Here is a 23,307-nt window from a genome sequence, read left to right on the forward strand (position 1 = left end):
AAAAAGGCTATACTGTCTAACTATGGAGGGGATTTTTTATGGAAAAAAAGAGAAAAACGTATTCTGCAGAATTTAAAATGGACATTGTTCATAAGTACCTTCATGAAGGTTGGAGTCAAAGTGAACTTTTAAAACACTTTCGTATTCATAACTCGATGTTACAGAGATGGGTGAATCAGTACCAAAGAGAAGGAATAGAGGGCCTGAAAGAAAAACGAGGAAAAACGATAGGAACGAATAAGGGAAGACTGCGTAAAAATCCGTCAAGTCCAGAGGAGAAAATGAAACGCTTAGAAGCAGAAAATGCCTACTTAAAAAAGCTCTTGGCAGTGAGAAAGGAGTTGATACGACAAAAGAAAAATCTTTAGTGTTTACGATCATTCATGAATTAAGAACTCAATTTCCGGTTGTCCTATTATGTGAGATTGCAGGGGTTTCTACAGCTGGATATTACAAATGGGTGAAACGTCAGACAGAACCATCGAAAAAACAATTAGAAGATCAATGGATTATGGATAAAATAATGGAGTGTGAAACAGACAAGGAAATCAATTGGAGTTATGGCTATCTAAGGGTGAAAACGTGGTTCCAACGTGAGTACAACATAAACATCAATCATAAGCGTATCTATCGATTAATGAAAAAGATGGGAATCCAAGCCAAAATCAGAAGGAAAAAGTGGAAGTATTTCGGCAGAAAAGAAGCGTATGTGGTTTCAAAAAATCATTTAAACCGAGAGTTTACAGCTGAAAGACCGAACCAAAAATGGGTGACTGATATTACATATCTAATTTTCCATGGACAACGCTTATATTTATCTGCCATTTTAGACCTCTACAATAATGAGATCGTAGGGTATGAAATCAGTGAAAGAAATGATCTTTCACTTGTAATAAACACGGTAAAAAAAGCCATAAAAAAACGAGATGTAAATGGTCTCCTCCTCCATAGTGATCAAGGATACCAATACATCTCCCAAAAATATCACCAATTATTACAAGAATACAACATAAAAGCAAGCATGTCTAGAAAAGGGAATTGTTTCGATAATGCCTGTATCGAAAGCTTTTTTAGCCACTTTAAGACCGAGTGTTTTTATCGCTATCGCTTTCAAACCCCAATGGAGGTACGGAAAGCTGTAGAACGGTATATCACGTTTTATAATCATAAACGATTTCAAAAGAAACTAAACAACCTTACCCCGATCGAATTTAGGGGTAAGGCTGCTTAGTGAATCATTCTTTTTTATTACTGTCTACTTGACAGGGGTAAGACCATTTTGAGTCAGCCTCTTTTTATTTTTATATGAAAAAATGAATAGAAAACAAAGAAAAAATTAGGTATATAGGTTGTAATAAAGAATTTCCGATCTCCATGTCCCGTCTTTATCACCTGACAAGCTGGCACGGTGACAAGAAGAGCGAACAGTGCCATGTAAAACAAAATTGCAACTTATATAGTTTCTCATCACAAAAAAGTACTTCCATGTATTTTTATCACTATAACGCCCATGGCGATGTCATCGCCCTGACGGATGAACAAGGAAACATCGTTGCCCGTTATCAATATGATGCATGGGGGAACATTCTTTCCTAATCTGGCGACTTGGCTGACGAAAACTCATATCGATACGCAGGATACCAATATGACCAAGAAACGGGTCTCTATTACCTAATTACCCAGTACTACCATCCAACGCATGGAGTGTTCCTTTCCTTGGATCCAGATCCGGGGGATGCGAATGACATTCTTACGCAGAATGGCTATGCGTATGTGAACAAACAGCCCGATGATAGTCCGGATGGGGGATTCGTGTATACTGTAGGGCTTTATTTTGTTCGTATGAGTAAAAGGTTTGTTAGGGAAAATCCGTTCCCTTCTTCATCGGAGGAGATGGGGGAAAAGCGAATCACATAAAAAGGACTCCCTTCTTGTAAGATGGCAAAAAACAAACAGGGGGTAACAGATGCCTATGCAAAAAGATAATACCGTTCTCCGCCTGTCGCCAAGCCTAAAAGAATTAAGAAGGGGAATTGTTCCGGTTATTGCGGAAATGCTTCGCAAAATGAATGGAGATGGGGATCATTTGGCGTGGTTTAGCGTGGTACTGGTGAGGGAAAACGCTTGACTAAATCTGTAAATAACATTTCCTTCAAAAATTTTCCTCCAACATTTTGAATCAGTCGGCATAAAGTTTATGGTTGACTCACGGACAAATGAGGAGTAAACTACTAGTAACTTCACTTCTCTACCATATTAGCAAACTAAAGCATTTATCATAAAGGACGTGTGAACATGTCAAAAAAGTTGTTTATGTTTGAAAAACCGTTAGGCATGCGCGATACGTTGCCGTTCTTATATGAAATGAAAAAACGTGTCCGCCAAGCGATGGCGGATGAAATCGAAAAGTGGGGATATGAGTTTATTGAAACGCCGACGCTGGAGTATTACGAAACAGTCGGTTCGGTTTCGGCGATCGCGGACCATCGGCTGTTTAAACTGCTCGATCAGCAAGGGCATACGCTGGTGCTTCGCCCGGATATGACGGCGCCGATCGCAAGGCTGGCCGCTTCCCGGCTTTACAAAGATGGCAATCCGCTCCGCCTTGCGTATAACGCCAACGTGTTCCGCGCCCAGCAGCACGAGGGAGGGCGTCCGGCGGAGTTTGAACAAATCGGTGTTGAATGCATCGGGGATGGGACGATCGCGGCCGATGCGGAAGTGATTAGCTTAATGATTGCCATGCTTAAACGCGCCGGACTGCAGCATTTTACTGTTACGATCGGCCATATTGGCTATGTCAACGCTTTATTTTTAGAGATTTTAGGAAATGAAGAGCGGGCTAGCGTGTTGCGACGCTTCTTATATGAAAAAAATTATGTTGGCTATCGCGAACACGTCCAATCACTGCCGCTTTCCTCGATTGATCAAAAACGCCTGCTTCAGCTTCTTTCGCTGCGTGGCAGCGGCATGATGCTGGAAGAGGCGAAAGAAGTGATCCATTGCGAAGAAGGGAAGCGCGCCGCCGAAGAGCTCGCTGCGCTGCTTCGCGCGCTGGACATGTACAGAGTCGCCGATGTGGTGAAATTCGATTTGACGCTCGTCAGCCATATGAGCTATTACACGGGTATTTTATTTGAAGTGTACGCCGAACAGGTCGGCTTTCCGATCGGAAATGGCGGCCGCTATGACGACCTGTTGGAGAAGTTTGCCCGCAAAGCTCCGGCGACTGGATTCGGCATTCGCGTCGATCGACTAATCGAAGCACTTGGGGAATCAGAAGCGGAGCCGAACATCGAGTGCATTGTATTTAGCCAGGAGCGGTTTGCTGAGGCGATTGAATTGGCTGACGCCAAGCGCCGTGAGGGAAAACGCGTCGTTTTGCAGCACATTTCCGGGATTCGGGATATTGATGCCTACAGCAAACGGTATCCGTCGATGACGTATTTGCTTGGCAGCAAAGAAAAAGAGTAATCCGGCGCGCTGATTGCCAACAAAAACAGTTGCCATTGGTCGATACTAGCTTTTCTGCCGGAGTCGGCAAGCATTGGCTTGCCGACTGGGCATGCGAAGCATGCCCATCCCCAACGGTGAACGCCTTGCGGACAAATTTGATTTGTCCGCCAGCGTTTCCGTTGGGGAATTACGGCAGAAAAGCTGAGTTCATTCTTTGTTAGGCTTATTGCTACACTATTATACCTTCATAATGGATAATCAACACTCATGAGGAGTGACAAACGATGCTCACTGTTGCGATGCCGAAAGGGCGTATTTTTGAAGAAGCGGTCGAGCTGCTGCGTAAAGCGGACTACACGCTTCCGCAGGAATTTGCCGAATCAAGAAAGCTCGTGATTGAGGTGCCGGAAGAACAGATGCGTTTTATTCTCGCCAAGCCGATGGATGTCGTCACCTATGTTGAGCACGGGGTGGCGGATTTAGGCATTGCGGGCAAAGACGTGATGATGGAAGAAGAGCGCGATGTGTATGAGCTGCTCGATTTAAAGATCAGCAAATGCCATTTAGCGGTGGCAGGGCTGCCGGGTGTGCGCATGAACCAAATCGCCCCGCGCGTGGCGACGAAATACCCGAATATTGCCTCGAGCTATTTTCGCGAACAAGGCGAGCAAGTCGAGATCATCCGGCTTAACGGCTCCATCGAGCTGGCGCCGTTAATCGGGCTTGCGGACCGTATTGTCGATATTGTTTCGACCGGACGGACGCTGAAAGAAAATGGATTGGTGGAATTCGAGAAAATTGCGGATGTAACGTCGCGTTTAATCGTCAACCCGGTCAGCTACCGCATGAAAGATGAAGCGATTGATCGCCTTGTCGAGCGATTATCCGCAGTCATTCCACAATAAAGGGGAGAGCCGATGTGAAAATCGAACGAGTGACAAAACACTTGTCGCTGCGCCGCACGATTGAATCGGGAACGGAAGAGCAGCGCCGGGCGGTGCTAGAAATCATCGCCGATGTGCGCACACGCGGTGACGAAGCGCTGAAAGAGTATACGGAAAAATTTGATCAGGTGCGCCTTGCGTCGCTGCGTATAACAGAAAAGGAAATGGAACAGGCGTATCAACAAGTCAGCGCAGAGATGCTGGCGATTATCCGCGAAGCGGCGGCAAACATTCGCGATTATCATGAGCGGCAAAAGCGGGAATCGTGGATTACCGCCAAAGAGGATGGTACGATCCTCGGTCAAAAAATAACGCCGCTCGATGCGGTCGGGCTTTATGTTCCTGGAGGGACAGCCGCCTACCCATCCTCTGTATTGATGAACGTCATTCCTGCTCAAGTCGCAGGGGTGAAGCGAATTGTGATCGTATCTCCACCAAATCAAGACGGGACGCTTCCGGCAGGCGTGTTAGTGGCGGCGAACGAATTAGGGGTAAGCGAAATCTATAAAGTCGGCGGCGCACAGGCGATTGCCGCGCTGGCGTACGGAACGGAGACGATTCAGCCCGTCGATAAAATTTTCGGGCCAGGCAATATTTATGTAGCGCTTGCTAAACGCGAGGTGTTTGGACAAGTGGCGATTGACATGATTGCCGGGCCGAGCGAAATCGTTGTGCTGGCCGATGAAACAGCCAATGCGGATGAAATTGCCGCTGATTTGTTGTCACAAGCCGAGCACGATGAGCGCGCTTCCGCGATTCTCGTCACGCCATCGATGAAATTGGCGCTTGCCGTTGCCAGCGAAGTCGAAAAACAGCTTGAAACGCTGCCGCGCAAAGCGATTGCCGCTTCGTCACTGGAAAACTATGGAGCGATTTACGTGACGGAAACGCTGGACGAAGCAGTGAGAGTCGTCAATGAATTGGCGCCGGAACATTTGGAAGTGATGACGGCTGAGCCGCTGCAACTCCTTGGCCAAATCCGTCATGCAGGAGCGATTTTTTTAGGTCGATTTAGCTCGGAGCCGGTCGGCGATTATTTCGCCGGCCCAAACCACGTGCTGCCGACCAATGGCACGGCGCGGTTTTCGAGCGGGCTAAGCGTCGACGAGTTTGTGAAAAAATCGAGCATCATTGTTTACAGCGAAACGGCGTTGAAACAAAATGCTGAAAAAATTGCTGCGTTTGCCCGCCTCGAAGGGCTCGAAGCGCATGCGCGCGCGGTAGAGGCGCGTTTCAAAAAATAAGGAGGATCTGGTCATGGCAAGACATGCATCGATTTCGCGAACGACAAAGGAGACGGATATTCAGCTGGAGTTTGTCATTGACGGGGAAGGAAAGGCGGAATTGGATACGGGCGTGCCGTTTTTGACCCATATGCTTGATTTATTTACGAAGCACGGACATTTTAATTTAACGGTCAAGGCGAAAGGCGACACGGAAGTGGATGACCATCATACGACCGAAGATATTGGGATTTGCCTCGGGCAAGCGCTGCGCGAGGCCCTTGGCGATAAAAAAGGGATTAAACGTTACGGAAACGCGTTTGTCCCGATGGACGAGGCGCTTGCCCAAGTCGTTGTCGATTTAAGCAACCGTCCGCATTTTGAGTTCCGCGGACAGTTTCCAAGCCAAAAAGTCGGAACGTTTGATGTCGAGCTCGTGCATGAATTTTTATGGAAATTGGCGCTTGAAGCGCGCATGAATTTGCATGTTATCGTCCATTACGGGCGCAACACGCATCATATGATTGAAGCGGTATTTAAAGCGTTAGGGCGCGCGCTCGATGAAGCAACGATGATCGACCCGCGCGTCAAAGGCGTTCCATCAACGAAAGGGATGTTGTGACGATGATTGGCATTATTGACTATGGAATGGGAAACTTATACAGCGTCAGCAAAGCGCTGGAGCGTCTTGATTATCCGTATATGATTTCTGGTCATCCGAATGAATTAAAACAGGCGCGGGGGCTCATTTTGCCAGGTGTCGGTTCGTTTAAAGACGCGATGCATATTTTGCAGGAAACCGGTTTGGCCGGCTTCATCCGCACTGCTGCGGAGAACGGCACCCCGCTGCTTGGCATTTGCCTTGGCATGCAGCTGCTGTTTGAAGAGAGCGAAGAAAACGGATTAACAAAAGGATTGGGACTGTTGTCTGGCCGCGTCGTCCGCATCCCTGGGGAGGCGGCAAGCAGCGAACGCTATAAAGTGCCGCATATGGGCTGGAACCGGCTAAAGTTTCATCATCCTTCGCCGCTGCTTGACAATATAGAAGAAGGGCATGTTTATTTTGTTCATTCCTACTATGTCGTGACAGACGATGCAAAGACGGTGCTGGCAAGCAGTTCGTATAATGTCGAAGTACCGGCCGTGGTCGGCAAAGAAAACGTATTCGGCACCCAGTTTCATCCGGAAAAAAGCGGCGAGGTAGGCATGAAAATATTGCAAAACTATTTGGCGATCGTAGAAGGAAAGGGGAACGGATGATGGCGGGGTTTACGGTTTATCCAGCGGTTGATATGCGCGGCGGCAAATGTGTCCGCCTTTTGCAAGGCGATTATGGGAAAGAGACGGTATACGGTGATTCGCCGGTTGAAATGGCGGCGTTGTTCGCCGCGCAAGGCGCCGAATGGATTCATATGGTCGATCTTGACGGCGCAAAAGAAGGGAAGCGTGTCAATGATCGTTTCGTCGTCGAAGTGGCAAAACAGCTGCCGGTGAAAGTGCAAATTGGCGGCGGCATCCGGACGGAAGAGGATATTGTGTATTATTTAGAAAACGGTGTGGCGCGCGTCATTTTAGGGAGCGCTGCCATTGCTGATCCGCCGTTTGTCAGAGAAATGTTGAAAAAATACGGCGAGCGCATTGCCATCGGCATTGATGCGAGAGACGGGTTTGTCGCGACGGAAGGATGGCTTCACACTTCCAATGTCAAAGCGGCAGACCTTGGAAAAGAGCTCGCTGCAGCCGGGGCGCAAACGTTTATTTTTACCGATATCGCTACCGACGGAACGCTGTCAGGCCCAAATGTCGCGGCAGTCGTTGAAATGGCGCGGGCAACCGGAAAACAGGTCATTGCTTCCGGTGGCGTCAGCTCGCTCGCCGATCTTTTATCGCTGCGAACATACGCCAAGGAAGGCGTGGTCGGTGCGATTGTCGGCAAAGCGCTCTATACGAAGCAATTTACCGTCGCTGAGGCGCTTGAGGCGGTGAAAGACGAATGATTACGAAACGGATTATTCCCTGCTTGGATGTCAAAGACGGGCGCGTTGTGAAAGGCGTGCAGTTCGTTCAGCTTCGCGACGCCGGCGATCCGGTCGAGCTGGCGAAGTTTTATGATGAACAAGGAGCGGATGAGCTTGTCTTTTTAGATATTTCCGCTTCGCACGAGGGACGGAAAACGATGGTCGAAGTTGTCGAGAAAGTTGCTGCACAATTAGCGATTCCGTTTACGGTCGGCGGCGGCATTCATTCGTTGGAGGATATGAAAACGATCTTGCGCGCTGGTGCCGATAAAGTGTCGCTGAATACGGCCGCCGTCCGCAATCCGCAGCTGATTACGGAAGGCGCGGACTTTTTTGGTTCGCAATGCATCGTCGTGGCGATTGATGCGAAATACGACGAAGCGATCGGTTCGTGGCGCGTTTATACGCATGGCGGGCGCAACGCAACCGATTTTGAAGTTGTCGAATGGGCAAAAGAAGCGGTCCGCCGCGGCGCGGGAGAAATTTTATTGACCAGCATGGATTGCGATGGCGAAAAAAATGGATTTGATATCGAATTGACGAGGAAAGTAAGCGAAGCGGTGTCGGTTCCGGTCATTGCTTCCGGTGGAGCCGGGAAGGCGGAGCATTTCCTTGAAGTGTTTGAAAAAGGGAAAGCAGACGCCGCACTTGCCGCTTCGATTTTCCACTATAAAGAAACATCGGTGAAAGAAGTAAAAGCGTATTTAAAAGAAAGAGGGGTAAATGTACGATGAACCTCGCAAATATCCGCTTTGATGAAAAAGGGCTCGTTCCCGCGATTGTCCAAGATGCGCAAAGCAAAGAAGTATTGATGCTGGCCTATATGAATAGAGAGTCGCTACAAAAATCGCTAGAAACGGGGGAAACCTGGTTTTACAGCCGCTCGCGCCAGGAGCTTTGGCATAAAGGCGCTACTTCTGGCCATACGCAGCGCATCGTCGATATGCGCTATGACTGTGACAGCGATGCGCTTTTGGTGCTTGTCGAGCCCGCCGGGCCCGCTTGCCATACAGGAAGCTATTCGTGTTTTTCAAACCGTATGAACGGAGAAAAACATGAAGCTTCGCCAAATCGGTTTGCGATTATTAATAAGTTAGAGGAAATCATCGCCAAGAGGGATGCGGAACGTCCGGAGGGCGCATATACGACGTATTTGTTCGAAAAAGGCATCGATAAAATTTTAAAGAAAGTCGGAGAAGAAGCGGCGGAGGTTATTATCGCCGCAAAAAACCGCAGCCATGATGAGTTGAAATGGGAAGTGGCCGATTTATTGTATCATTTGCTGGTGCTGCTTCGCGAGCAAAAGCTGCCGCTTGATGCGGTGCTGGAAGTGCTGACGGAGCGGCATGACGCGAAATCATGATTACGGGCTGGCTTTTTTGCGCCGCCCGCTTATTTTTTGTCCGTTTTCCCGAAGAATATGGTATACTTTTTTCGGTCAACTACCTAACGGCTAAAGCCGTGGGCTTCCGGCAGATGTTTTCGTGAATTCAACAAAAGATGGAGGGTTCAATGAAAAAACAACTAAAGCCAACGCGGCAAAAAGCAACGATTGTGCCATTTATCCAAAGCGGAGAATACTTTTTTAAAAAAGGAATGAAGGCGTATCAGCTCGGCGATTTATATAAAGCGAAAAAATATTTCGAACGCGCCGTCCAATACGATGAAAAAGATGCTTCCTTTGCCCTGCAGCTTGCCTTGGTGCTGGCGGAGCTTGGGGAGTATCAGTTCTCCAATCAATGGCTGTTTAAAATTATCCATGAATTGGACGAAACGATGTATGAATGTTTTTATTTTTTAGCGAATAACTTTGCCTATCTCGGTTTATTCCGCGAAGCCATAAAATATGCAGAGCTATATTTAAAGCATGAACCAAACGGCGATTTTGCTGAAGATCTAGCCGATTTATTGGAATTGTTAAAAATGGACCACGAAGAAGAGGCGGATGAACACGAAAATTTAATTGCCATGCAGGAACGGGCTCGCTATTTATTGGAAAAAGAAAAATTTGACGAAGCGATCGTTTTATTAGAAACGATGGTCGACAGCTACCCTGAATTTTGGTCCGCTTATAACAACTTAGCGCTCGCCTATTTTTACAATGGAAATGTACAAAAAGCCCAGGAGATCGTCACACAAGTACTGGAGCGCAATCCAGGCAATCTGCATGCACTTTGCAATCAGCTGGCTTTCCACTATTATTTGCGTGATGGACGCCAGGTCAATGAGCTTTGTGAAACGTTGTCGCGCGTATATCCATTTTTTATCGAACACCGCTATAAGCTTGGGGCGACATTTGCCCTTGTCGGTCGTTTTGATCTTGCGTTTCGCTGGCTATACCATTTATATAAAATCGGTTACGACGGCGATGAAGCTTTTTATTATTGGCTTGCGCATGCCGCTTATTATACTGGGCATGAGCCGTTCGCAAAACACATTTGGGAAAAAGTCGTCACTTTAAATCCGGATAAACAAGGGGAGGAACCGTGGGTTTTCTCCGCTCCGCCGCTTGATGAAGAACTTCAACGCATTATCCGCTGGTTTTATCGCAAAAACACGGCTGAAATATTATATGGGCTGTATTTGTTTAGTCAATCGCCGTATAAAAGCGATATTGCGGTTTCGTTAGTGCTTCGCCGCTATTTGCCTGCCCATCCGCTCCTTCGCCCATTTATTGATTATTTTCTATTTCGTATGGAAGAAATGTTGCCTCCTTATGTCGCCAATATCGACCGGATTGCAAAGACGCTCATGGCGAACAATGAGGAAATGGAGGAAACATTATATATTTCATGGTTTTCTGTAGCCATTAACGCCATTAGAGACAATGAGCCGTTTACGAACCATCCGGCTTGGGCGGCAGCCATGGAATATGTATGGCGCAAGCAGCAAGGAATGAGCGTCACGCAAAAATCGGTAGCTGCAAAATATCATGTTTCGCTGTCAACTGTGCAAAAATATGTAAAAAGAGTGAGAAGCTTATTGTCTTGAGCAAATCAATAGACGCTAATTTAGAACTTCTATACGATAATGGTGGAAAGATTAATCGATGAAGGAGTGGAAACAACGTGTCAGAAGAAAAAATTTATGACGTCATTATCGCGGGGGCCGGACCAGCAGGAATGACTGCTGCTGTCTATACATCTCGCGCTAATTTGTCAACGCTGATGATTGAACGTGGTGTTCCGGGCGGGCAAATGGTCAACACAGAAGATGTCGAGAACTATCCAGGCTTTGAAAATATTTTAGGTCCGGAACTGGCGACAAAAATGTTTGAACACGCCAAAAAATTTGGCGCCGAATATGCGTATGGCGATGTGAAAGAAATTATCGATGGCGAAGAATATAAAACGGTCGTCGTTGGCGATAAGCAATATAAAGCGCGTGCGGTCATCATTGCGACCGGAGCGGAATATAAGAAGCTTGGCGTACCTGGTGAAGCGGAACTTGGCGGCCGCGGTGTTTCTTATTGTGCTGTCTGTGATGGGGCGTTCTTTAAAGGAAAAGACCTTGTTGTCGTCGGCGGCGGCGATTCTGCGGTTGAAGAAGGAGTATATTTAACCCGCTTTGCCAATAAAGTGACGATCGTTCACCGCCGCGATCAGCTGCGTGCGCAAAAAATATTGCAAGACCGCGCGTTTGCGAACGAAAAAATCGACTTTATCTGGAATCATACGGTGAAGCGTATTAATGAGAAAGACGGGAAAGTCGGCAGTGTGACGCTCGTTCATACGCAGACGGGAGAAGAGCGCGAGTTTCCGTGCGACGGCGTATTTATTTACATCGGCATGCTTCCGTTATCGAAGCCGTTTGCAAACCTTGGTATTACGAACGAAAACGGGTATATTGAGACCAACGAACGGATGGAAACAAAAGTACCAGGCATTTTTGCCGCCGGCGATGTCCGTGAAAAATCGCTGCGGCAAATCGTAACGGCAACCGGCGACGGAAGCATTGCCGCACAAAGCGCACAACATTATGTGGAAGAGCTAAAAGAAAGATTAAACATAAAGTAATCAAATCGTAACGGATGTTTAATCCGCCTGTAACACATATGAAACATTTTTTTTGTATGCTAAAGGTAAGTAATTGACCCCCTTTTATATAGATCTTTTTTCATTAGCACGGGCACCCTTTCCCGTGCTCTTTTTTTGTAAATACGTGAAGATGGGACGATCGTCTCTTTGTTTGGGAAATATATGAATTTTTGGGGCAAAAGAACTTTGGATGGGAAAGGGGCAGTTTCTGCAGCCCAAAAAGGACCGTTCGGCTGCGTGCCCTCCCGCTGCTTTTCTTCATTGTAGCGAATTGGGAGAAATAGTATAATAAATATAGATGGAATTGCAACAACTTTTGCATGAAGCAATGTTGAGGTGAGCGTGTTGCAGCGCGTAACGAACTGCGTTTTGCTAAAAGACGGAAAAGTACTGTTATTGCAAAAGCCAAAGCGGGGATGGTGGGTAGCCCCGGGCGGAAAGATGGAACAAGGAGAATCAGTCCGTGAAGCGTGTATTCGCGAATATCGTGAAGAAACGGGGATTTACTTAAAAAACCCAAAGCTTAAAGGGGTTTTTACGATTGTGATGAAAGCCGGGGAACAAATCGTCTCCGAATGGATGATGTTTACGTTTTTTGCTGAACAATTCGATGGGGAAAACGTTCCGTATTGCGAAGAAGGCAAGTTAGAGTGGCACCCGGTGGAAGCCATCCATGAACTGCCGATGGCACCGGGGGATTATCATATTTTAGAATATGCTTTAAAGGGATCGGGCGTGATGTACGGGACGTTTATATATACGGAAGACTTCGAGCTGCTTTCCTACCGGTTAGATCCCAGTTGACAGAAAGGAGGGGGGAAAGGATGGAACAAGGTTCGGCAAATAACCAAATTCAAATGGTGATTATTACCGGAATGTCCGGAGCGGGGAAAACGGTTGCGATTCAAAGCTTTGAAGATTTAGGTTTTTTTTGTGTCGATAATTTGCCGCCGACGCTGCTTCCAAAATTTTTGGAGCTAATGAAAGAGTCAGGGAATAAAATGAATAAAGTAGCATTAGTGATGGATTTGCGGAGCCGCGACTTTTTCGACAGCCTGTTTACGGCGCTAGACGAGCTGGCCGAGCAATCATGGGTGACGCCGCAAATTTTATTTTTAGACGCCAAAGACTCGACGCTGGTGGCGCGCTATAAAGAAACGAGACGGACGCATCCGCTCGCGCCAAACGGCCTGCCGCTGGAAGGGATTCGCTTGGAGCGGGAATTGCTCGAGGAACTGAAGGGGCGCGCGCAAATTATTTATGATACATCTGATTTAAAGCCGCGGGAGCTGCGCGAAAAAATTTTACAGCAATTTTCTTCCCACGCGCAACAAACATTTACGGTCAATGTCATGTCGTTTGGTTTTAAATACGGCATTCCGATTGACGCCGATCTAGTGTTTGACGTGCGCTTTTTGCCGAATCCGCACTATATTGATCATATGCGGCCGAAAACGGGATTGGATGAAGAAGTGGCTTCGTATGTGCTAAAGTGGGGAGAAACGCAAAAATTTCTTGAAAAATTGATCGATTTATTGACCTTTATGCTTCCGCATTACAAACGGGAGGGTAAAAGCCAGCTTGTCATCGCCATCGGCTGCACGGGAGGACAGCACCGTTCGGTGGCGATCGCTGAATATATCGCTCGTCATTTTTCCGCTGATTATAAAACGATTGTGTCCCACCGTGACATGGAGAGGAGAAAGGAAAAGCATAAATGAAAGAGAAAATGCAACCAAAAATGGTCATCATTGGCGGCGGCACAGGGCTCCCTGTATTATTGCGCGGGTTGAAGCATCATGATATTGATATTACGGCGATTGTCACTGTCGCCGATGATGGGGGCAGTTCAGGGAGATTGCGCGATGAATTGCGAATTCCGCCGCCGGGGGATGTGCGCAACGTGTTGGCGGCGCTGTCAGATGTCGAACCGCTTATCGTTGAATTGTTCCAGCATCGTTTTCAAAACGGCAATGGATTGTCAGGTCATTCATTGGGAAATTTAATCTTGGCAGCGCTGACGTCGATTACGGGAGATTTTGTCAAGGCGATCCGTGAGATGAGCAAGGTGTTGAACGTACACGGGCAAGTGTTGCCGGCAGCGAATAAAAGCGTTGTCCTTCATGCGGAAATGGAAGACGGCGCCATTGTTTCTGGGGAGTCAAAAATCCCTTATTCCGGAAAAAAAATTAAAAGAGTGTTTTTGACCCCGGAAGATATTGAACCGCTTCCGGAAACGATTGAAGCGATTCGTCAGGCCGATTTAATCGTTGTTGGCCCGGGGAGTTTATATACGAGCATTTTGCCGAACTTGCTCGTGCCGAAAATTGGCCAGGAAGTTTGCCAGGCGAAGGCAAAAAAAGTGTATATATGCAACATTATGACCCAGGCGGGAGAAACGCTGCATTATACGGTCAGCGATCATGTCAAAGCCCTGCATGACCATATGGGATGTTTCTTTCTTGATGTGGTCGTTGTCAATAACGGCCAAATTCCGGAAGACATTCAACAACGCTATGCACAAGAGCTGGCGGAACCGGTGCAAGATGACAGCGACCGGCTTGCGGAATTAGGGATTCGCGTGATCCGCGATCATATCGTCAGCTATGAGGATCAAGTCATCCGTCATGATACGAAAAAAGTGGCGTCATTGCTTCTTTCGCTGATTACAGCACCTCCTTCTTCCTAATGGCGCGCGTTGAACTAATGGAGGTGACGATACATGTCGTTTGCGTCAGAGACAAAAAAAGAGCTGACCAATTTAGAAGTCAAGCCGTGCTGCTTAAAGGCAGAATTGTCCGCCCTTCTCCGCATGAACGGCTCCTTGTCGTTTTCCAACCGGAAAATGATTGTCGATGTACAAACGGAAAACGCTGCCATTGCGCGGAGAATTTACACTTTGCTAAAGAAAGGGTATAACGTCACGGTAGAACTATTCGTCCGCAAAAAAATGCGCTTGAAAAAAAATAATGTGTACATTGTCCGCGTTATTGATGGCGCGCATGAGCTTTTAAAAGATTTGAAAATATTGAAGGAGGATTTTTCACTAATTCACGCGATTTCGCCGGAATTAGTGAAAAAAAAGTGCTGTAAGCGTTCTTATTTGCGAGGCGCGTTTCTTGCCGGCGGATCGGTCAACAATCCAGAAACGTCCTCGTACCATTTAGAGATTTTTTCCCTTTATGAAGAACATAACAATTCATTATGTGAATTAATGAACAGTCATTTTTTTCTGAATGCGAAAACGTTGGAACGAAAAAAAGGGTTTATTACTTATTTAAAAGAGGCAGAAAAAATTGCCGAGTTTTTAAATATTATCGGCGCCCATCAAGCGCTGCTGCGCTTTGAAGATATTCGCATTGTGCGCGATATGAGAAATTCGGTCAACCGGCTTGTCAACTGCGAAACGGCCAATCTCAATAAAACGATTGGCGCTGCGCTCCGTCAAGTCGAAAACATTCGCTACATTGACGAAACGATCGGATTAAGCTCCCTCCCGGATAAGCTGAGGGAAATTGCCGAATTGCGGATGAAGCATCAAGATGTGACGCTAAAAGAATTAGGCGAATTAGTATCCGGGGGCAAGATCAGCAAATCGGGGATTAACCACCGCTTGCGCAAAATCGATGAAATTGCCGAACGGCTGCGGGCTGGAAAGCCTGTTGATTTTCATAAATCATTATAAATAAAAGGGGAGATGGAGAATGATCGAGAAACAAGTAGAAGTCAAATTAAAAACGGGGTTGCAGGCGCGCCCTGCTGCGTTGTTTGTGCAAGAAGCGAATCGCTTTTCTTCTGATATTTTTGTGGAAAAGGACGGAAAGCGAGTAAACGCCAAAAGCATTATGGGACTAATGAGTCTAGCGATTAGCAGCGGTTCTGTCATTACGTTGATCGCGGACGGACCCGACGAAAAGGCAGCGATTGAAAAGCTGGCCAGCTATGTGCAAAAAGAGAAATAAAAAAGCGGCTGCTTCACACGATAGCGAAGCAGCCTTTTTATTTTACTTTTCATCCGAGCGCGTTAATACGCGGTCAATGATTCCGTATTCTTGCGCTTTTTGCGCCGTCATAAAGTTGTCACGATCGGTATCGCGTTCAATCACTTCAATCGGCTGACCCGTATTTTCAGAGAGAATGCGATTTAACTTATCACGCAAGAAAAGGATGCGTTTAGCGGCAATTTCGATTTCCGTTGCTTGACCTTGAGCGCCGCCAAGCGGTTGATGGATCATGATTTCGCTGTTTGGCAAAGCGAATCGTTTTCCTTTGGCGCCGCCAGCGAGCAAAAATGCTCCCATAGATGCAGCCATGCCGATGCAGATCGTCGAAACGTCCGGCTTAATAAATTGCATCGTATCGTAAATCGCTAAGCCGGCCGTAATCGAACCGCCTGGGCTGTTAATATAAAGCGAAATGTCTTTTTCCGGATCTTCCGCGGCTAAAAATAACAGCTGAGAGACGATCGAGTTCGCTACTTGATCATCAATCGGAGTGCCGAGAAAAATGATGCGGTCCTTTAATAAGCGGGAATAAATGTCATACGCACGTTCTCCGCGGTTGGTTTGTTCGATAACGGTAGGGATTAAATACATGAAGTTTCCTCCTTTGCCATTGACTAATCATATGTATTTTTATCATACCTTAATGGTCAATGAAGGTCAAACGAAACACCTTCGACCTTACATTTATAATTATTCGTGAACGATGTCAAACATCCCTCTTTTCATCATAACCTCTTTTCCATTTTTTAAACACATTTTCCCTCTTGCAATTTAGAGAAGTTTCTACTATAATTGAACATGCAACTGAACATGATGCCCTCGTAGTGTAGTGGATAGCACGAGAGATTCCGGTTCTCTTAGCGTGGGTTCGAATCCTGCCGAGGGCGTATCAATGCAAAACCTGCCGCAATTGCGGCAGGTTTTAGTCTGTTGACCAAATCGCTTTTCAACGGTTTGAAACAACCTTCAAGCTTATAGAGTTGTTTTTTCAGATAGACCTCCATATCGTGCTTACGGCACCAGCAAATGATGAAATACTAATTTTCGGGATAGTTCAACAAACTTTTGGATTGCTTATTATTACTCCAACTTTTTCTAGTTTCATGGTACTTCCTTCTATTTTCCATGCTCATCACTTTATGGAAAAGTAAACAGAAAAAGGGTTAGTCTTGGGAAGCTTATATTTTTTACAAGGAATACTATTTTCTCTTTGTGTAAAACACTCAATTAAGGTAAAAACCCTTTTTGGCTCAAATAGACTTGTTCATCGGGGAATACTTTTTTTAGTCTGTCATACACGATACGATATGCTGAAGGATCATACCATTCTTCCAAACCCAATTTTTCGTACATAGAAAAAATACTAAAGTTCTTTGCACAGTAAATCTGCCGATTTCTTTTTTATGTCTACCCAGGTCCCCCATTCCTCCTTACGGAACATCGAAACAGGCATTTGACGCACATAGCAGTATGAACAACCAAATGCACAACCAGCATACGGATTTAAAGAATAGCTATATCCAGAAAGAAACCCTGTTCCTTTATTTAGCAGTGTCTTCGGGTATTTGTAAAAAAATTCGACTTTCATGTGAAATCCTCCAAAGGTTCTACAGTAACATTAATCCAATGAAGCAATGTGCTTCGTGATACTATTAGGCATGCAGGTATCTCTCTCCTATAAGCGAACTTTCATTTTCTAACTGTAACAGTTGTTTCTTCATTTCCAAACCGCCCCGATATCCTGTCAGTGTTCCATTTTTACCGATCACACGATGGCAAGGTACGATAATTAAAACTGGATTGGCGCCAATAGCGGCTCCAACTGCACGTACCGAAAACGGTTTTTGAATATGATTCGCAATTTCCGAGTAAGACCGCGTGTGCCCGTACGGAATTTTGCGCAATGCGTTCCACACGGATAATTGAAATGGTGTACCGTATAAATCAAGAGGCTGTACAAAGGTCTTGCGCTGCCCCCAGAAATACTCTGTTAATTCGGCTGTATAAGGCTGCAATTTTTCATCATCTTGCATTAAAACGCTATTCGGTAAGTGTTTCTTTACCCAATTGGACAGCTCGTCAAATGGCTTATTCGGAGAACCCACGTAACAAAGCCCATTTGATGTCGCAGCTATATACATTTTCCATTGTTCATACACAAACAAAGTCCAATAAACCGTTAGATTATTTTTTGACACCATTATTTAACGCCTCCATCGTTATTTTATTGCTAATTAATTGGCGATAATCTGCCGGCGTATAACCCGTTTCTTTTTTAAACAAAGTGATAAAGTATGCTGTATTAGGAATGCCAACTGCCAAAGAAATTTCTGTAATGGTTTTATCCGAAGTGGCAAGATATTGAATTGTTTTGGAAATTCTTACCTTTCGGATATATTCGGCTGGGGTAATCCCCTTGATCCGTTTAAACGTACGGTGCAAATGGTAAGGGCTTCCATGGCACATATCCGCCAATATTTTTAAATTTAAAGGTTCGCTGTAATTCGTTTCAATGCATTGTGTGATTTGGTCCACCCAATCTTCATCTGGCAAACGCTCTCCAGTTGGTTTGCATCGTTTGCTTGGGCGAAAGTTTTCCGATAGGGCTTGCTGGGCACTGCGAAAAATGAGAATGTTTTCTTTTTTTGGAGCACGGGATTTGCAAGAAGGCCGGCAAAAGATACCCGTACTCTTTACAGCATAGAAAAATTTATCGTCATAGGATGAATCGTTTGAAACAATGGCTTGCCATATTTCATCTGTCAAATTTTCCACAATGGCACCTGTTTCATTCGCGTGATGAGGTACACGTTGAATATCCCCTTGTTTTCGTTGTGTTTTCATTTTCATTTCGTTTACCTCCATCGATGGTAGATTACCTATAGTATACCTTGAAACCAGATCGTATGTACGGTTTTACAATATAAAAGCAAGATTTCAAAATCAAACTGTAAAAGCGATATTTTGCTGCAAAAAGCAGTCAGTGAATTTTATGGACTTCGTCTTATCGGAATTCCCGATTTATTTGAGGCTCTGTGCTGGGGGATCATTGGACAGCAAATTAATCTTACCTTTGCGTATACATTAAAAAGGCGTTTTGTGGAAACCTTCGGTCGACACGTAGAGTGGGATGGAGAACAATATTGGATATTTCCATCCCCCATGAAATCGCGGCATTGAAGGTCAGTGATTTAACGGCATTACAAATGACAGCCAAGAAAAGCGAATATCTAATTGGAGTGGCGAAACTCATATCGGAAGGAAAATTGACGAAAGAGCTTTTGATGGGCGCGGGGAACTATAAAAAAGCGGAAAAGATGTTAGTAAATATCCGGGGAATTGGGCCTTGGACGGCAAACTATGTTTTGATGCGCTGCCTGAGAATTCCTTCTGCTTTTCCCATTGATGATGTCGGACTGCACAACGACATTAAACATTTGATGGGCTCGGAGAATAAACCTTCTAAAGATGAAATTTTAAAGCTATTTTCAAGATGGACAAACTGGGAAGCCTATGCAACTTTTTATTTATGGAGATTCCTTTATTAATTCTATAAACGGAATATTGAGCTATTCATAATCATTTCACATTAAATAATTTCTAAAAAAGAAAAGATCTTTACAGCTTGCCGAAAAAGTCACCTGTCGTAATTTGCGGCAGGTTTTTTACATTTATTGAATATATATATTGCTATAGACTGTGTTCGGCTAAAGCAGGCATTGGAAATGTCCATCACTGCGTTGTTAAATTATTTCTATACCATTCCGTGGGGGCAGTAGTGTACAATAGAAGAAAAGGGGGATGGATGATGAGGGCGGAATTATTGCAAGAGCAGCGGCTGAAGCTGGCGCTGACAAAAGAACTGACGCAGGCAATTGAATTATTGCAGTACTCTGCTGCAGAGCTGCAGTCTTTTTTATACGAACAGTCGCTCGACAATCCTTTTTTGGAAATTCGCGATCATCGCTGGAAGCAAAGCGGGCGCCGCTTATCGGAGAAAGACAAACAGCAATGGTTGGAAAATATGAGCACACGTTCAGAAACGCTTTCGGCGCATTTAATGGCGCAGCTGCCGGCGCTTTCGCTTGCAAAACAGGAAGAACGCGTCGTGCGTTACCTCATCGCTTCCCTTGATGAAGACGGCTATTTGCGGATCGAGCTGGAGGAAATTGCTGATCAATTAGCTATTTCAAGGGAGAAAGCGGAAAAGGCGCTTGAAATCGTGCAGTCATTAGAGCCGGCTGGCGTGGGCGCACGCAGCTTGGAAGAATGTTTATATTTGCAGCTGCAGCGTTTGCCAGAGCGGGATGAATTCGCCGAACAAATCATCAAGCATCATTTTTCTTTATTTGCTGAAAAATCATGGAAAACGCTGGCGAAGCAGCTTGGGGTCGATATCGCTTCGTTGCAGCGTGTTTGGGATTTAATCCGCACGCTCGAACCGCGTCCTGGCATTCATTATACAAAGGAGATGCCGCATTTTATCATCCCCGATCTGATTGTCGAACGCGGCCCGGAAGGCCAATGGTGCATTTTCTTTAACGACGATGTGCATCCGGAACTGGTCTGGAATCGGACGTATGAACAGCAAATGACCCATTATCGCGACAGTCAAGTCCACGGCTTCGTCAAAGATAAATATCGGCAGTTTTTATGGCTTGCCAAAAGCTTAGAGCAGCGCAAACGAACGTTGTTAAATATTATGGCCGTTATTGTCGATAAACAGCTGCCATGTTTGGAAGCGGGATTTGCTGCGTTAAAGCCCCTTACGATGCGTGAAGTGGCTGAGGAACTAGGCATTCATGAATCTACTGTCAGCCGTGCGGTGAAAAATAAATATGTGCAGACACCGTTTGGCACCGTGGAACTGCGCCGCTTTTTCTCCAGTTCTGTTTCTTCCGCTTACACAGAGGAGGATGCTGCTTCTTCGGTAAAAGTAAAAATGATGATTAAGCAATTCATAGAGGCGGAAGACAAAAAAAAGCCTCTCTCTGACCAAAAGCTTGCTGATTTGTTACAGGAGCAATATGGCATCGCCGTTTCGCGGAGAACGGTCGCCAAATACCGTGAGCAGCTGCATATTCCACCATCGGCAAAGCGAAAGCAGTATGGATAAGGAAGGGACAAACAATGAAGATCAATTTATATTCCAAAACGAACTGTCCGTTATGCGATAAAGCGAAACAAGTCTTGCAAGAGCTGCAAAACGAATTCTCCTTTCAAATCAATGAAATCGACATTTATCATGACGACAAGCTACTCGAAAAATATCAATTAATGATTCCTGTAGTCGAGATCGATGGGGAAGAAATAGATTTTGGGATGGTTCAAAAAGATGTCATAAGAAAGCGCTTACTGGAGGTGAAAAGAAGTTGAACAATCGTATTCCTCCTGTTACAATAGAATTGACGCGGGAGGAATTTTTTTGCCATGGTGGGACATAATAAGTCACACTGGGACAATTAATGTCCATATAATATCCATAGCTAAGGAGAAGGGTTCGATGCAATCGTTAATCGAAGCGCAAAAGAAATTATTACCCGATCTTCTGGAAGTGATGCAAAAACGTTATCAAATATTGCACTATATTTCCCTCATGCAGCCGGTTGGGCGCCGGGTACTGGCGAACAGTTTGGGAATGAGCGAGCGTGTGCTTCGTTCCGAGGTGCAGTTTTTAAAAGAGCAAAACTTGTTGGCAGTAGGTTCAATCGGCACGAGCTTAACGCCTGAAGGCAAGGAATTGCTGCATACGCTCGAGGATGTCATGAGGGAAGTGCTGGGGCTAAAAGATTTAGAAGCAGCGATAAAACAAAAGCTGCATATTGAAAAAGCCATCGTTGTGGCTGGGGATAGCGACCTTTCTCCTTGGGTAAAAAAAGAAATGGGAAGAGCTTGCGTCACCTGCATGAAAAAGCGGCTGAAAAATGGCGACATTGTGGCGGTAACAGGAGGCACCACAATGGCTGCGGTGGCCGAGATGATGACACCGGATGCGAAGTTAAACGATCTTTTATTTGTTCCCGCACGAGGCGGCTTAGGGGAAAATGTGGAAAACCAGGCCAATACCATTTGCGCGAAAATGGCGGAAAAAGCGCTAGGGAATTACCGCCTTCTTCACGTTCCGGACCATCTCAGCCGCGAAGCGTATGAATCGTTAATTGAAGAGCCGGCTGTGAAAGAAATGCTAGAACTCATTAAGTCGTGCCGCATGGTTGTGCATGGAATAGGAGATGCTATTACTATGGCGGAGCGCCGGAAAACGAGAAAAGAGGATATGGAGAAAATAAAAGCACGTCATGCGGTTGCAGAAGCGTTTGGCTATTACTTTAACGAAAAAGGGGAAGTTGTTCATAAAGTGAAAACGGTCGGCATCCAGCTTGAAGACCTCCCGCATGTCGAACACGTCATTGCAGTCGCTGGAGGGGCGTCGAAGGCGAAAGCGATTCAAGCGTATATGAAAAGGGCCCCGCATTCGATTTTAATCACTGATGAAGGTGCGGCAAAAGCGTTGTTAGGGGAGTAATATCCCTTTATCATATAAACTATTTTTTAAGGAGGAGCTATTCATGGCAGTAAAAATTGGTATTAACGGTTTTGGCCGTATCGGCCGCAACGTATTTCGCGCTGCATTAAAAAATCCAAACATTGAAGTTGTCGCCGTCAATGACCTAACGGATGCAAACACATTGGCTCATCTGTTGAAATATGACTCGGTTCATGGAAAGCTAGACGCAGAAGTATCGGTGAATGGCAATAACATCGTTGTAAACGGAAAAGAGATTGTTGTCAAAGCGGAACGCGATCCAGCTCAACTAGCATGGAACGAATTAGGGGTTGATATTGTTGTCGAATCGACAGGCCGTTTCACAAAACGTGAGGATGCGGCAAAACATTTAGAAGCTGGAGCGAAAAAAGTCATTATCTCTGCACCGGCAAAAAATGAAGACATTACGATTGTTATGGGCGTAAACCAAGACAAATACGATCCGGCAAACCATCACATTATTTCTAACGCTTCTTGTACAACAAACTGCTTGGCGCCGTTTGCTAAAGTGCTTCATGAAAAATTTGGCATTGTCCGCGGCATGATGACGACGGTTCACTCGTATACGAACGACCAACAAATTTTGGATTTGCCTCATAAAGATTTGCGTCGCGCCCGTGCTGCTGCAGAATCGATTATTCCGACAACTACTGGTGCGGCAAAAGCAGTTGCGCTTGTACTGCCTGAACTAAAAGGTAAACTAAACGGTATGGCAATGCGTGTACCGACACCTAACGTGTCAGTTGTCGACCTTGTTGCGGAGCTTGAAAAAGAAGTAACGGTGGAAGAAGTCAACGCGGCATTGAAAGAAGCTGCGGAAGGCGAATTGAAAGGCATCCTGGCTTACAGTGAAGAGCCGCTCGTATCGCGCGATTATAACGGTTCTACCGCATCTTCGACGATCGATGCGCTTTCCACAATGGTTATTGAAGGAAAAATGGTGAAAGTAGTATCTTGGTACGATAACGAAACAGGCTACTCTCATCGCGTTGTGGATCTTGCTGAATATATTGCGTCAAAAGGTCTATAAGGATAATCGTTGTTTTTCACGCTCGGTCAAGTCTATAATAGGATGGTGGAG

The 23,307-nt window shown here is 45.6% G+C and carries 24 protein-coding genes, 1 tRNA gene and 4 pseudogenes; 25 read left to right on the forward strand and 4 right to left on the reverse strand.

Annotation, left to right across the window (positions count from 1 at the left end; translation table 11 throughout):
* The first annotated feature begins 38 nt into the window (after nucleotides 1–38).
* The 19 genes and pseudogenes from BV455_RS10920 (at nucleotide 39) to BV455_RS11010 (ending at nucleotide 15,640) form a co-directional block, all read left to right on the forward strand.
* On the forward strand, nucleotides 39–368 hold the full coding sequence (locus BV455_RS10920; RefSeq protein ID WP_061579764.1) for a helix-turn-helix domain-containing protein: 330 nt from the start codon (nucleotides 39–41) through the stop codon (nucleotides 366–368).
* Nucleotides 335–1,231: pseudogene (locus tag BV455_RS10925) on the forward strand (IS3 family transposase); the annotation flags it as partial. The gene BV455_RS10920 and the pseudogene BV455_RS10925, both read left to right, overlap by 34 nt.
* A 251-nt stretch (nucleotides 1,232–1,482) precedes the next feature.
* Nucleotides 1,483–1,818: pseudogene (locus BV455_RS10930) on the forward strand (RHS repeat-associated core domain-containing protein); the annotation flags it as partial.
* 148 nt (nucleotides 1,819–1,966) lie between these two features.
* Nucleotides 1,967–2,128 (forward strand): hypothetical protein, encoded by a 162-nt coding sequence (locus tag BV455_RS10935; protein WP_155835576.1) that lies wholly within the window; start codon nucleotides 1,967–1,969, stop codon nucleotides 2,126–2,128.
* A gap of 167 nt (nucleotides 2,129–2,295) precedes the next feature.
* Entirely contained in the window at nucleotides 2,296–3,474 is a 1,179-nt protein-coding gene (locus BV455_RS10940; protein WP_218687197.1) for an ATP phosphoribosyltransferase regulatory subunit, read from the forward strand.
* A gap of 266 nt (nucleotides 3,475–3,740) precedes the next feature.
* Nucleotides 3,741–4,361: an ATP phosphoribosyltransferase gene (gene hisG / locus BV455_RS10945; RefSeq protein WP_061580150.1), complete on the forward strand. Its 621-nt coding sequence runs from the start codon at nucleotides 3,741–3,743 to the stop codon at nucleotides 4,359–4,361.
* A gap of 14 nt (nucleotides 4,362–4,375) precedes the next feature.
* Entirely contained in the window at nucleotides 4,376–5,644 is a 1,269-nt protein-coding gene (gene hisD / locus BV455_RS10950) for a histidinol dehydrogenase (protein ID WP_042410578.1), read from the forward strand.
* A 13-nt stretch (nucleotides 5,645–5,657) separates the two neighbouring features.
* On the forward strand, nucleotides 5,658–6,245 hold the full coding sequence (gene hisB / locus BV455_RS10955) for an imidazoleglycerol-phosphate dehydratase HisB (RefSeq protein ID WP_061580148.1): 588 nt from the start codon (nucleotides 5,658–5,660) through the stop codon (nucleotides 6,243–6,245).
* Nucleotides 6,242–6,883: an imidazole glycerol phosphate synthase subunit HisH gene (gene hisH / locus BV455_RS10960; RefSeq protein WP_218687198.1), complete on the forward strand. Its 642-nt coding sequence runs from the start codon at nucleotides 6,242–6,244 to the stop codon at nucleotides 6,881–6,883. The genes hisB and hisH overlap by 4 nt, the downstream gene beginning before the upstream one ends.
* The gene (hisA, locus tag BV455_RS10965) at nucleotides 6,883–7,620 is read left to right on the forward strand and encodes a 1-(5-phosphoribosyl)-5-[(5-phosphoribosylamino)methylideneamino]imidazole-4-carboxamide isomerase (protein WP_017435697.1); all 738 of its coding nucleotides are present in this window, start codon (nucleotides 6,883–6,885) and stop codon (nucleotides 7,618–7,620) included. The genes hisH and hisA overlap by 1 nt, the downstream gene beginning before the upstream one ends.
* Nucleotides 7,617–8,375, forward strand: a complete 759-nt coding sequence (gene hisF, locus BV455_RS10970; RefSeq protein ID WP_017435698.1) for an imidazole glycerol phosphate synthase subunit HisF — start codon at nucleotides 7,617–7,619, stop codon at nucleotides 8,373–8,375. Before hisA ends, hisF begins: the two co-directional genes overlap by 4 nt.
* Nucleotides 8,372–9,004 carry a bifunctional phosphoribosyl-AMP cyclohydrolase/phosphoribosyl-ATP diphosphatase HisIE gene (hisIE, locus tag BV455_RS10975; RefSeq protein ID WP_061580144.1) on the forward strand — a complete coding sequence of 211 codons (633 nt, stop codon included), beginning with the start codon at nucleotides 8,372–8,374 and terminating at the stop codon, nucleotides 9,002–9,004. The genes hisF and hisIE overlap by 4 nt, the downstream gene beginning before the upstream one ends.
* A gap of 149 nt (nucleotides 9,005–9,153) precedes the next feature.
* Nucleotides 9,154–10,632 (forward strand): tetratricopeptide repeat protein, encoded by a 1,479-nt coding sequence (locus BV455_RS10980; RefSeq protein WP_218687199.1) that lies wholly within the window; start codon nucleotides 9,154–9,156, stop codon nucleotides 10,630–10,632.
* A gap of 77 nt (nucleotides 10,633–10,709) precedes the next feature.
* Nucleotides 10,710–11,657, forward strand: a complete 948-nt coding sequence (gene trxB, locus BV455_RS10985; protein ID WP_061580142.1) for a thioredoxin-disulfide reductase — start codon at nucleotides 10,710–10,712, stop codon at nucleotides 11,655–11,657.
* 366 nt (nucleotides 11,658–12,023) lie between these two features.
* The gene (locus BV455_RS10990; RefSeq protein ID WP_017435703.1) at nucleotides 12,024–12,482 is read left to right on the forward strand and encodes an NUDIX hydrolase; all 459 of its coding nucleotides are present in this window, start codon (nucleotides 12,024–12,026) and stop codon (nucleotides 12,480–12,482) included.
* A 20-nt stretch (nucleotides 12,483–12,502) separates the two neighbouring features.
* The gene (gene rapZ / locus BV455_RS10995; protein ID WP_017435704.1) at nucleotides 12,503–13,399 is read left to right on the forward strand and encodes an RNase adapter RapZ; all 897 of its coding nucleotides are present in this window, start codon (nucleotides 12,503–12,505) and stop codon (nucleotides 13,397–13,399) included.
* Nucleotides 13,396–14,367, forward strand: a complete 972-nt coding sequence (locus BV455_RS11000; protein ID WP_061580141.1) for a gluconeogenesis factor YvcK family protein — start codon at nucleotides 13,396–13,398, stop codon at nucleotides 14,365–14,367. The genes rapZ and BV455_RS11000 overlap by 4 nt, the downstream gene beginning before the upstream one ends.
* 33 nt (nucleotides 14,368–14,400) lie before the next feature.
* Entirely contained in the window at nucleotides 14,401–15,363 is a 963-nt protein-coding gene (gene whiA / locus BV455_RS11005) for a DNA-binding protein WhiA (RefSeq protein WP_218687200.1), read from the forward strand.
* Nucleotides 15,364–15,382: 19 nt separating this feature from the next.
* Complete coding sequence (locus BV455_RS11010; RefSeq protein WP_017435707.1) at nucleotides 15,383–15,640, forward strand: HPr family phosphocarrier protein; 258 nt, start codon at nucleotides 15,383–15,385, stop codon at nucleotides 15,638–15,640.
* A 42-nt stretch (nucleotides 15,641–15,682) separates the two neighbouring features.
* Here BV455_RS11010 and clpP read toward each other — a convergent pair whose 3' ends face one another.
* Nucleotides 15,683–16,273 (reverse strand): ATP-dependent Clp endopeptidase proteolytic subunit ClpP, encoded by a 591-nt coding sequence (gene clpP, locus BV455_RS11015; protein ID WP_017435708.1) that lies wholly within the window; start codon nucleotides 16,271–16,273, stop codon nucleotides 15,683–15,685.
* Between the two features lie 224 nt (nucleotides 16,274–16,497).
* Here clpP and BV455_RS11020 point away from each other — a divergent pair.
* A tRNA-Arg gene (locus BV455_RS11020) sits at nucleotides 16,498–16,569 on the forward strand.
* A 479-nt stretch (nucleotides 16,570–17,048) separates the two neighbouring features.
* Here the strand turns inward: BV455_RS11020 and BV455_RS20950 are convergent.
* The 3 genes and pseudogenes from BV455_RS20950 to BV455_RS11035 form a co-directional block, all read right to left on the reverse strand.
* A pseudogene (locus tag BV455_RS20950) lies at nucleotides 17,049–17,270 on the reverse strand (radical SAM protein); the annotation flags it as partial.
* 64 nt (nucleotides 17,271–17,334) lie between these two features.
* On the reverse strand, nucleotides 17,335–17,883 hold the full coding sequence (locus BV455_RS11030) for a methylated-DNA--[protein]-cysteine S-methyltransferase (RefSeq protein ID WP_061580139.1): 549 nt from the start codon (nucleotides 17,881–17,883) through the stop codon (nucleotides 17,335–17,337).
* Nucleotides 17,867–18,532, reverse strand: a complete 666-nt coding sequence (locus BV455_RS11035; protein ID WP_245005274.1) for a bifunctional transcriptional activator/DNA repair enzyme AdaA — start codon at nucleotides 18,530–18,532, stop codon at nucleotides 17,867–17,869. Before BV455_RS11035 ends, BV455_RS11030 begins: the two co-directional genes overlap by 17 nt.
* Nucleotides 18,533–18,634: 102 nt before the next feature.
* On the opposite strand from BV455_RS11035, the pseudogene BV455_RS20375 reads away from it, so the two are divergent.
* The 5 genes and pseudogenes from BV455_RS20375 to gap all read left to right on the forward strand — a co-directional run.
* Nucleotides 18,635–19,230 (forward strand): annotated as a pseudogene (locus BV455_RS20375) (DNA-3-methyladenine glycosylase family protein); the annotation flags it as partial.
* 260 nt (nucleotides 19,231–19,490) lie between these two features.
* Complete coding sequence (rpoN, locus tag BV455_RS11045; RefSeq protein WP_061580137.1) at nucleotides 19,491–20,798, forward strand: RNA polymerase factor sigma-54; 1,308 nt, start codon at nucleotides 19,491–19,493, stop codon at nucleotides 20,796–20,798.
* A 14-nt stretch (nucleotides 20,799–20,812) separates the two neighbouring features.
* Entirely contained in the window at nucleotides 20,813–21,058 is a 246-nt protein-coding gene (locus BV455_RS11050) for a glutaredoxin family protein (RefSeq protein WP_061580136.1), read from the forward strand.
* Nucleotides 21,059–21,185: 127 nt separating this feature from the next.
* Complete coding sequence (locus BV455_RS11055; RefSeq protein WP_017435716.1) at nucleotides 21,186–22,205, forward strand: sugar-binding transcriptional regulator; 1,020 nt, start codon at nucleotides 21,186–21,188, stop codon at nucleotides 22,203–22,205.
* Between the two features lie 43 nt (nucleotides 22,206–22,248).
* Nucleotides 22,249–23,256: a type I glyceraldehyde-3-phosphate dehydrogenase gene (gap, locus tag BV455_RS11060; RefSeq protein ID WP_017435717.1), complete on the forward strand. Its 1,008-nt coding sequence runs from the start codon at nucleotides 22,249–22,251 to the stop codon at nucleotides 23,254–23,256.
* The last annotated feature ends 51 nt before the right edge of the window (nucleotides 23,257–23,307 follow it).

This window comes from Parageobacillus caldoxylosilyticus, assembly GCF_019272935.1.
Lineage (GTDB): Bacteria > Bacillota > Bacilli > Bacillales > Anoxybacillaceae > Saccharococcus > Saccharococcus caldoxylosilyticus.

Bases quoted from the DNA above. Each gene is read 5' to 3' on its own strand.
- BV455_RS10920 (WP_061579764.1), top strand. From the start codon at position 39: ATGGAAAAAAAGAGAAAAACGTATTCTGCAGAATTTAAAATGGACATT.
- BV455_RS10935 (WP_155835576.1), top strand. From the start codon at position 1,967: ATGCCTATGCAAAAAGATAATACCGTTCTCCGCCTGTCGCCAAGCCTA.
- BV455_RS10940 (WP_218687197.1), top strand. From the start codon at position 2,296: ATGTCAAAAAAGTTGTTTATGTTTGAAAAACCGTTAGGCATGCGCGAT.
- hisG (WP_061580150.1), top strand. From the start codon at position 3,741: ATGCTCACTGTTGCGATGCCGAAAGGGCGTATTTTTGAAGAAGCGGTC.
- hisB (WP_061580148.1), top strand. From the start codon at position 5,658: ATGGCAAGACATGCATCGATTTCGCGAACGACAAAGGAGACGGATATT.
- hisA (WP_017435697.1), top strand. From the start codon at position 6,883: ATGGCGGGGTTTACGGTTTATCCAGCGGTTGATATGCGCGGCGGCAAA.
- hisF (WP_017435698.1), top strand. From the start codon at position 7,617: ATGATTACGAAACGGATTATTCCCTGCTTGGATGTCAAAGACGGGCGC.
- hisIE (WP_061580144.1), top strand. From the start codon at position 8,372: ATGAACCTCGCAAATATCCGCTTTGATGAAAAAGGGCTCGTTCCCGCG.
- BV455_RS10980 (WP_218687199.1), top strand. From the start codon at position 9,154: ATGAAAAAACAACTAAAGCCAACGCGGCAAAAAGCAACGATTGTGCCA.
- rapZ (WP_017435704.1), top strand. From the start codon at position 12,503: ATGGAACAAGGTTCGGCAAATAACCAAATTCAAATGGTGATTATTACC.
- BV455_RS11000 (WP_061580141.1), top strand. From the start codon at position 13,396: ATGAAAGAGAAAATGCAACCAAAAATGGTCATCATTGGCGGCGGCACA.
- whiA (WP_218687200.1), top strand. From the start codon at position 14,401: ATGTCGTTTGCGTCAGAGACAAAAAAAGAGCTGACCAATTTAGAAGTC.
- BV455_RS11010 (WP_017435707.1), top strand. From the start codon at position 15,383: ATGATCGAGAAACAAGTAGAAGTCAAATTAAAAACGGGGTTGCAGGCG.
- clpP (WP_017435708.1), bottom strand. From the start codon at position 16,273: ATGTATTTAATCCCTACCGTTATCGAACAAACCAACCGCGGAGAACGT.
- BV455_RS11030 (WP_061580139.1), bottom strand. From the start codon at position 17,883: ATGGTGTCAAAAAATAATCTAACGGTTTATTGGACTTTGTTTGTGTAT.
- BV455_RS11035 (WP_245005274.1), bottom strand. From the start codon at position 18,532: ATGAAAATGAAAACACAACGAAAACAAGGGGATATTCAACGTGTACCT.
- rpoN (WP_061580137.1), top strand. From the start codon at position 19,491: ATGAGGGCGGAATTATTGCAAGAGCAGCGGCTGAAGCTGGCGCTGACA.
- BV455_RS11050 (WP_061580136.1), top strand. From the start codon at position 20,813: ATGAAGATCAATTTATATTCCAAAACGAACTGTCCGTTATGCGATAAA.
- BV455_RS11055 (WP_017435716.1), top strand. From the start codon at position 21,186: ATGCAATCGTTAATCGAAGCGCAAAAGAAATTATTACCCGATCTTCTG.
- gap (WP_017435717.1), top strand. From the start codon at position 22,249: ATGGCAGTAAAAATTGGTATTAACGGTTTTGGCCGTATCGGCCGCAAC.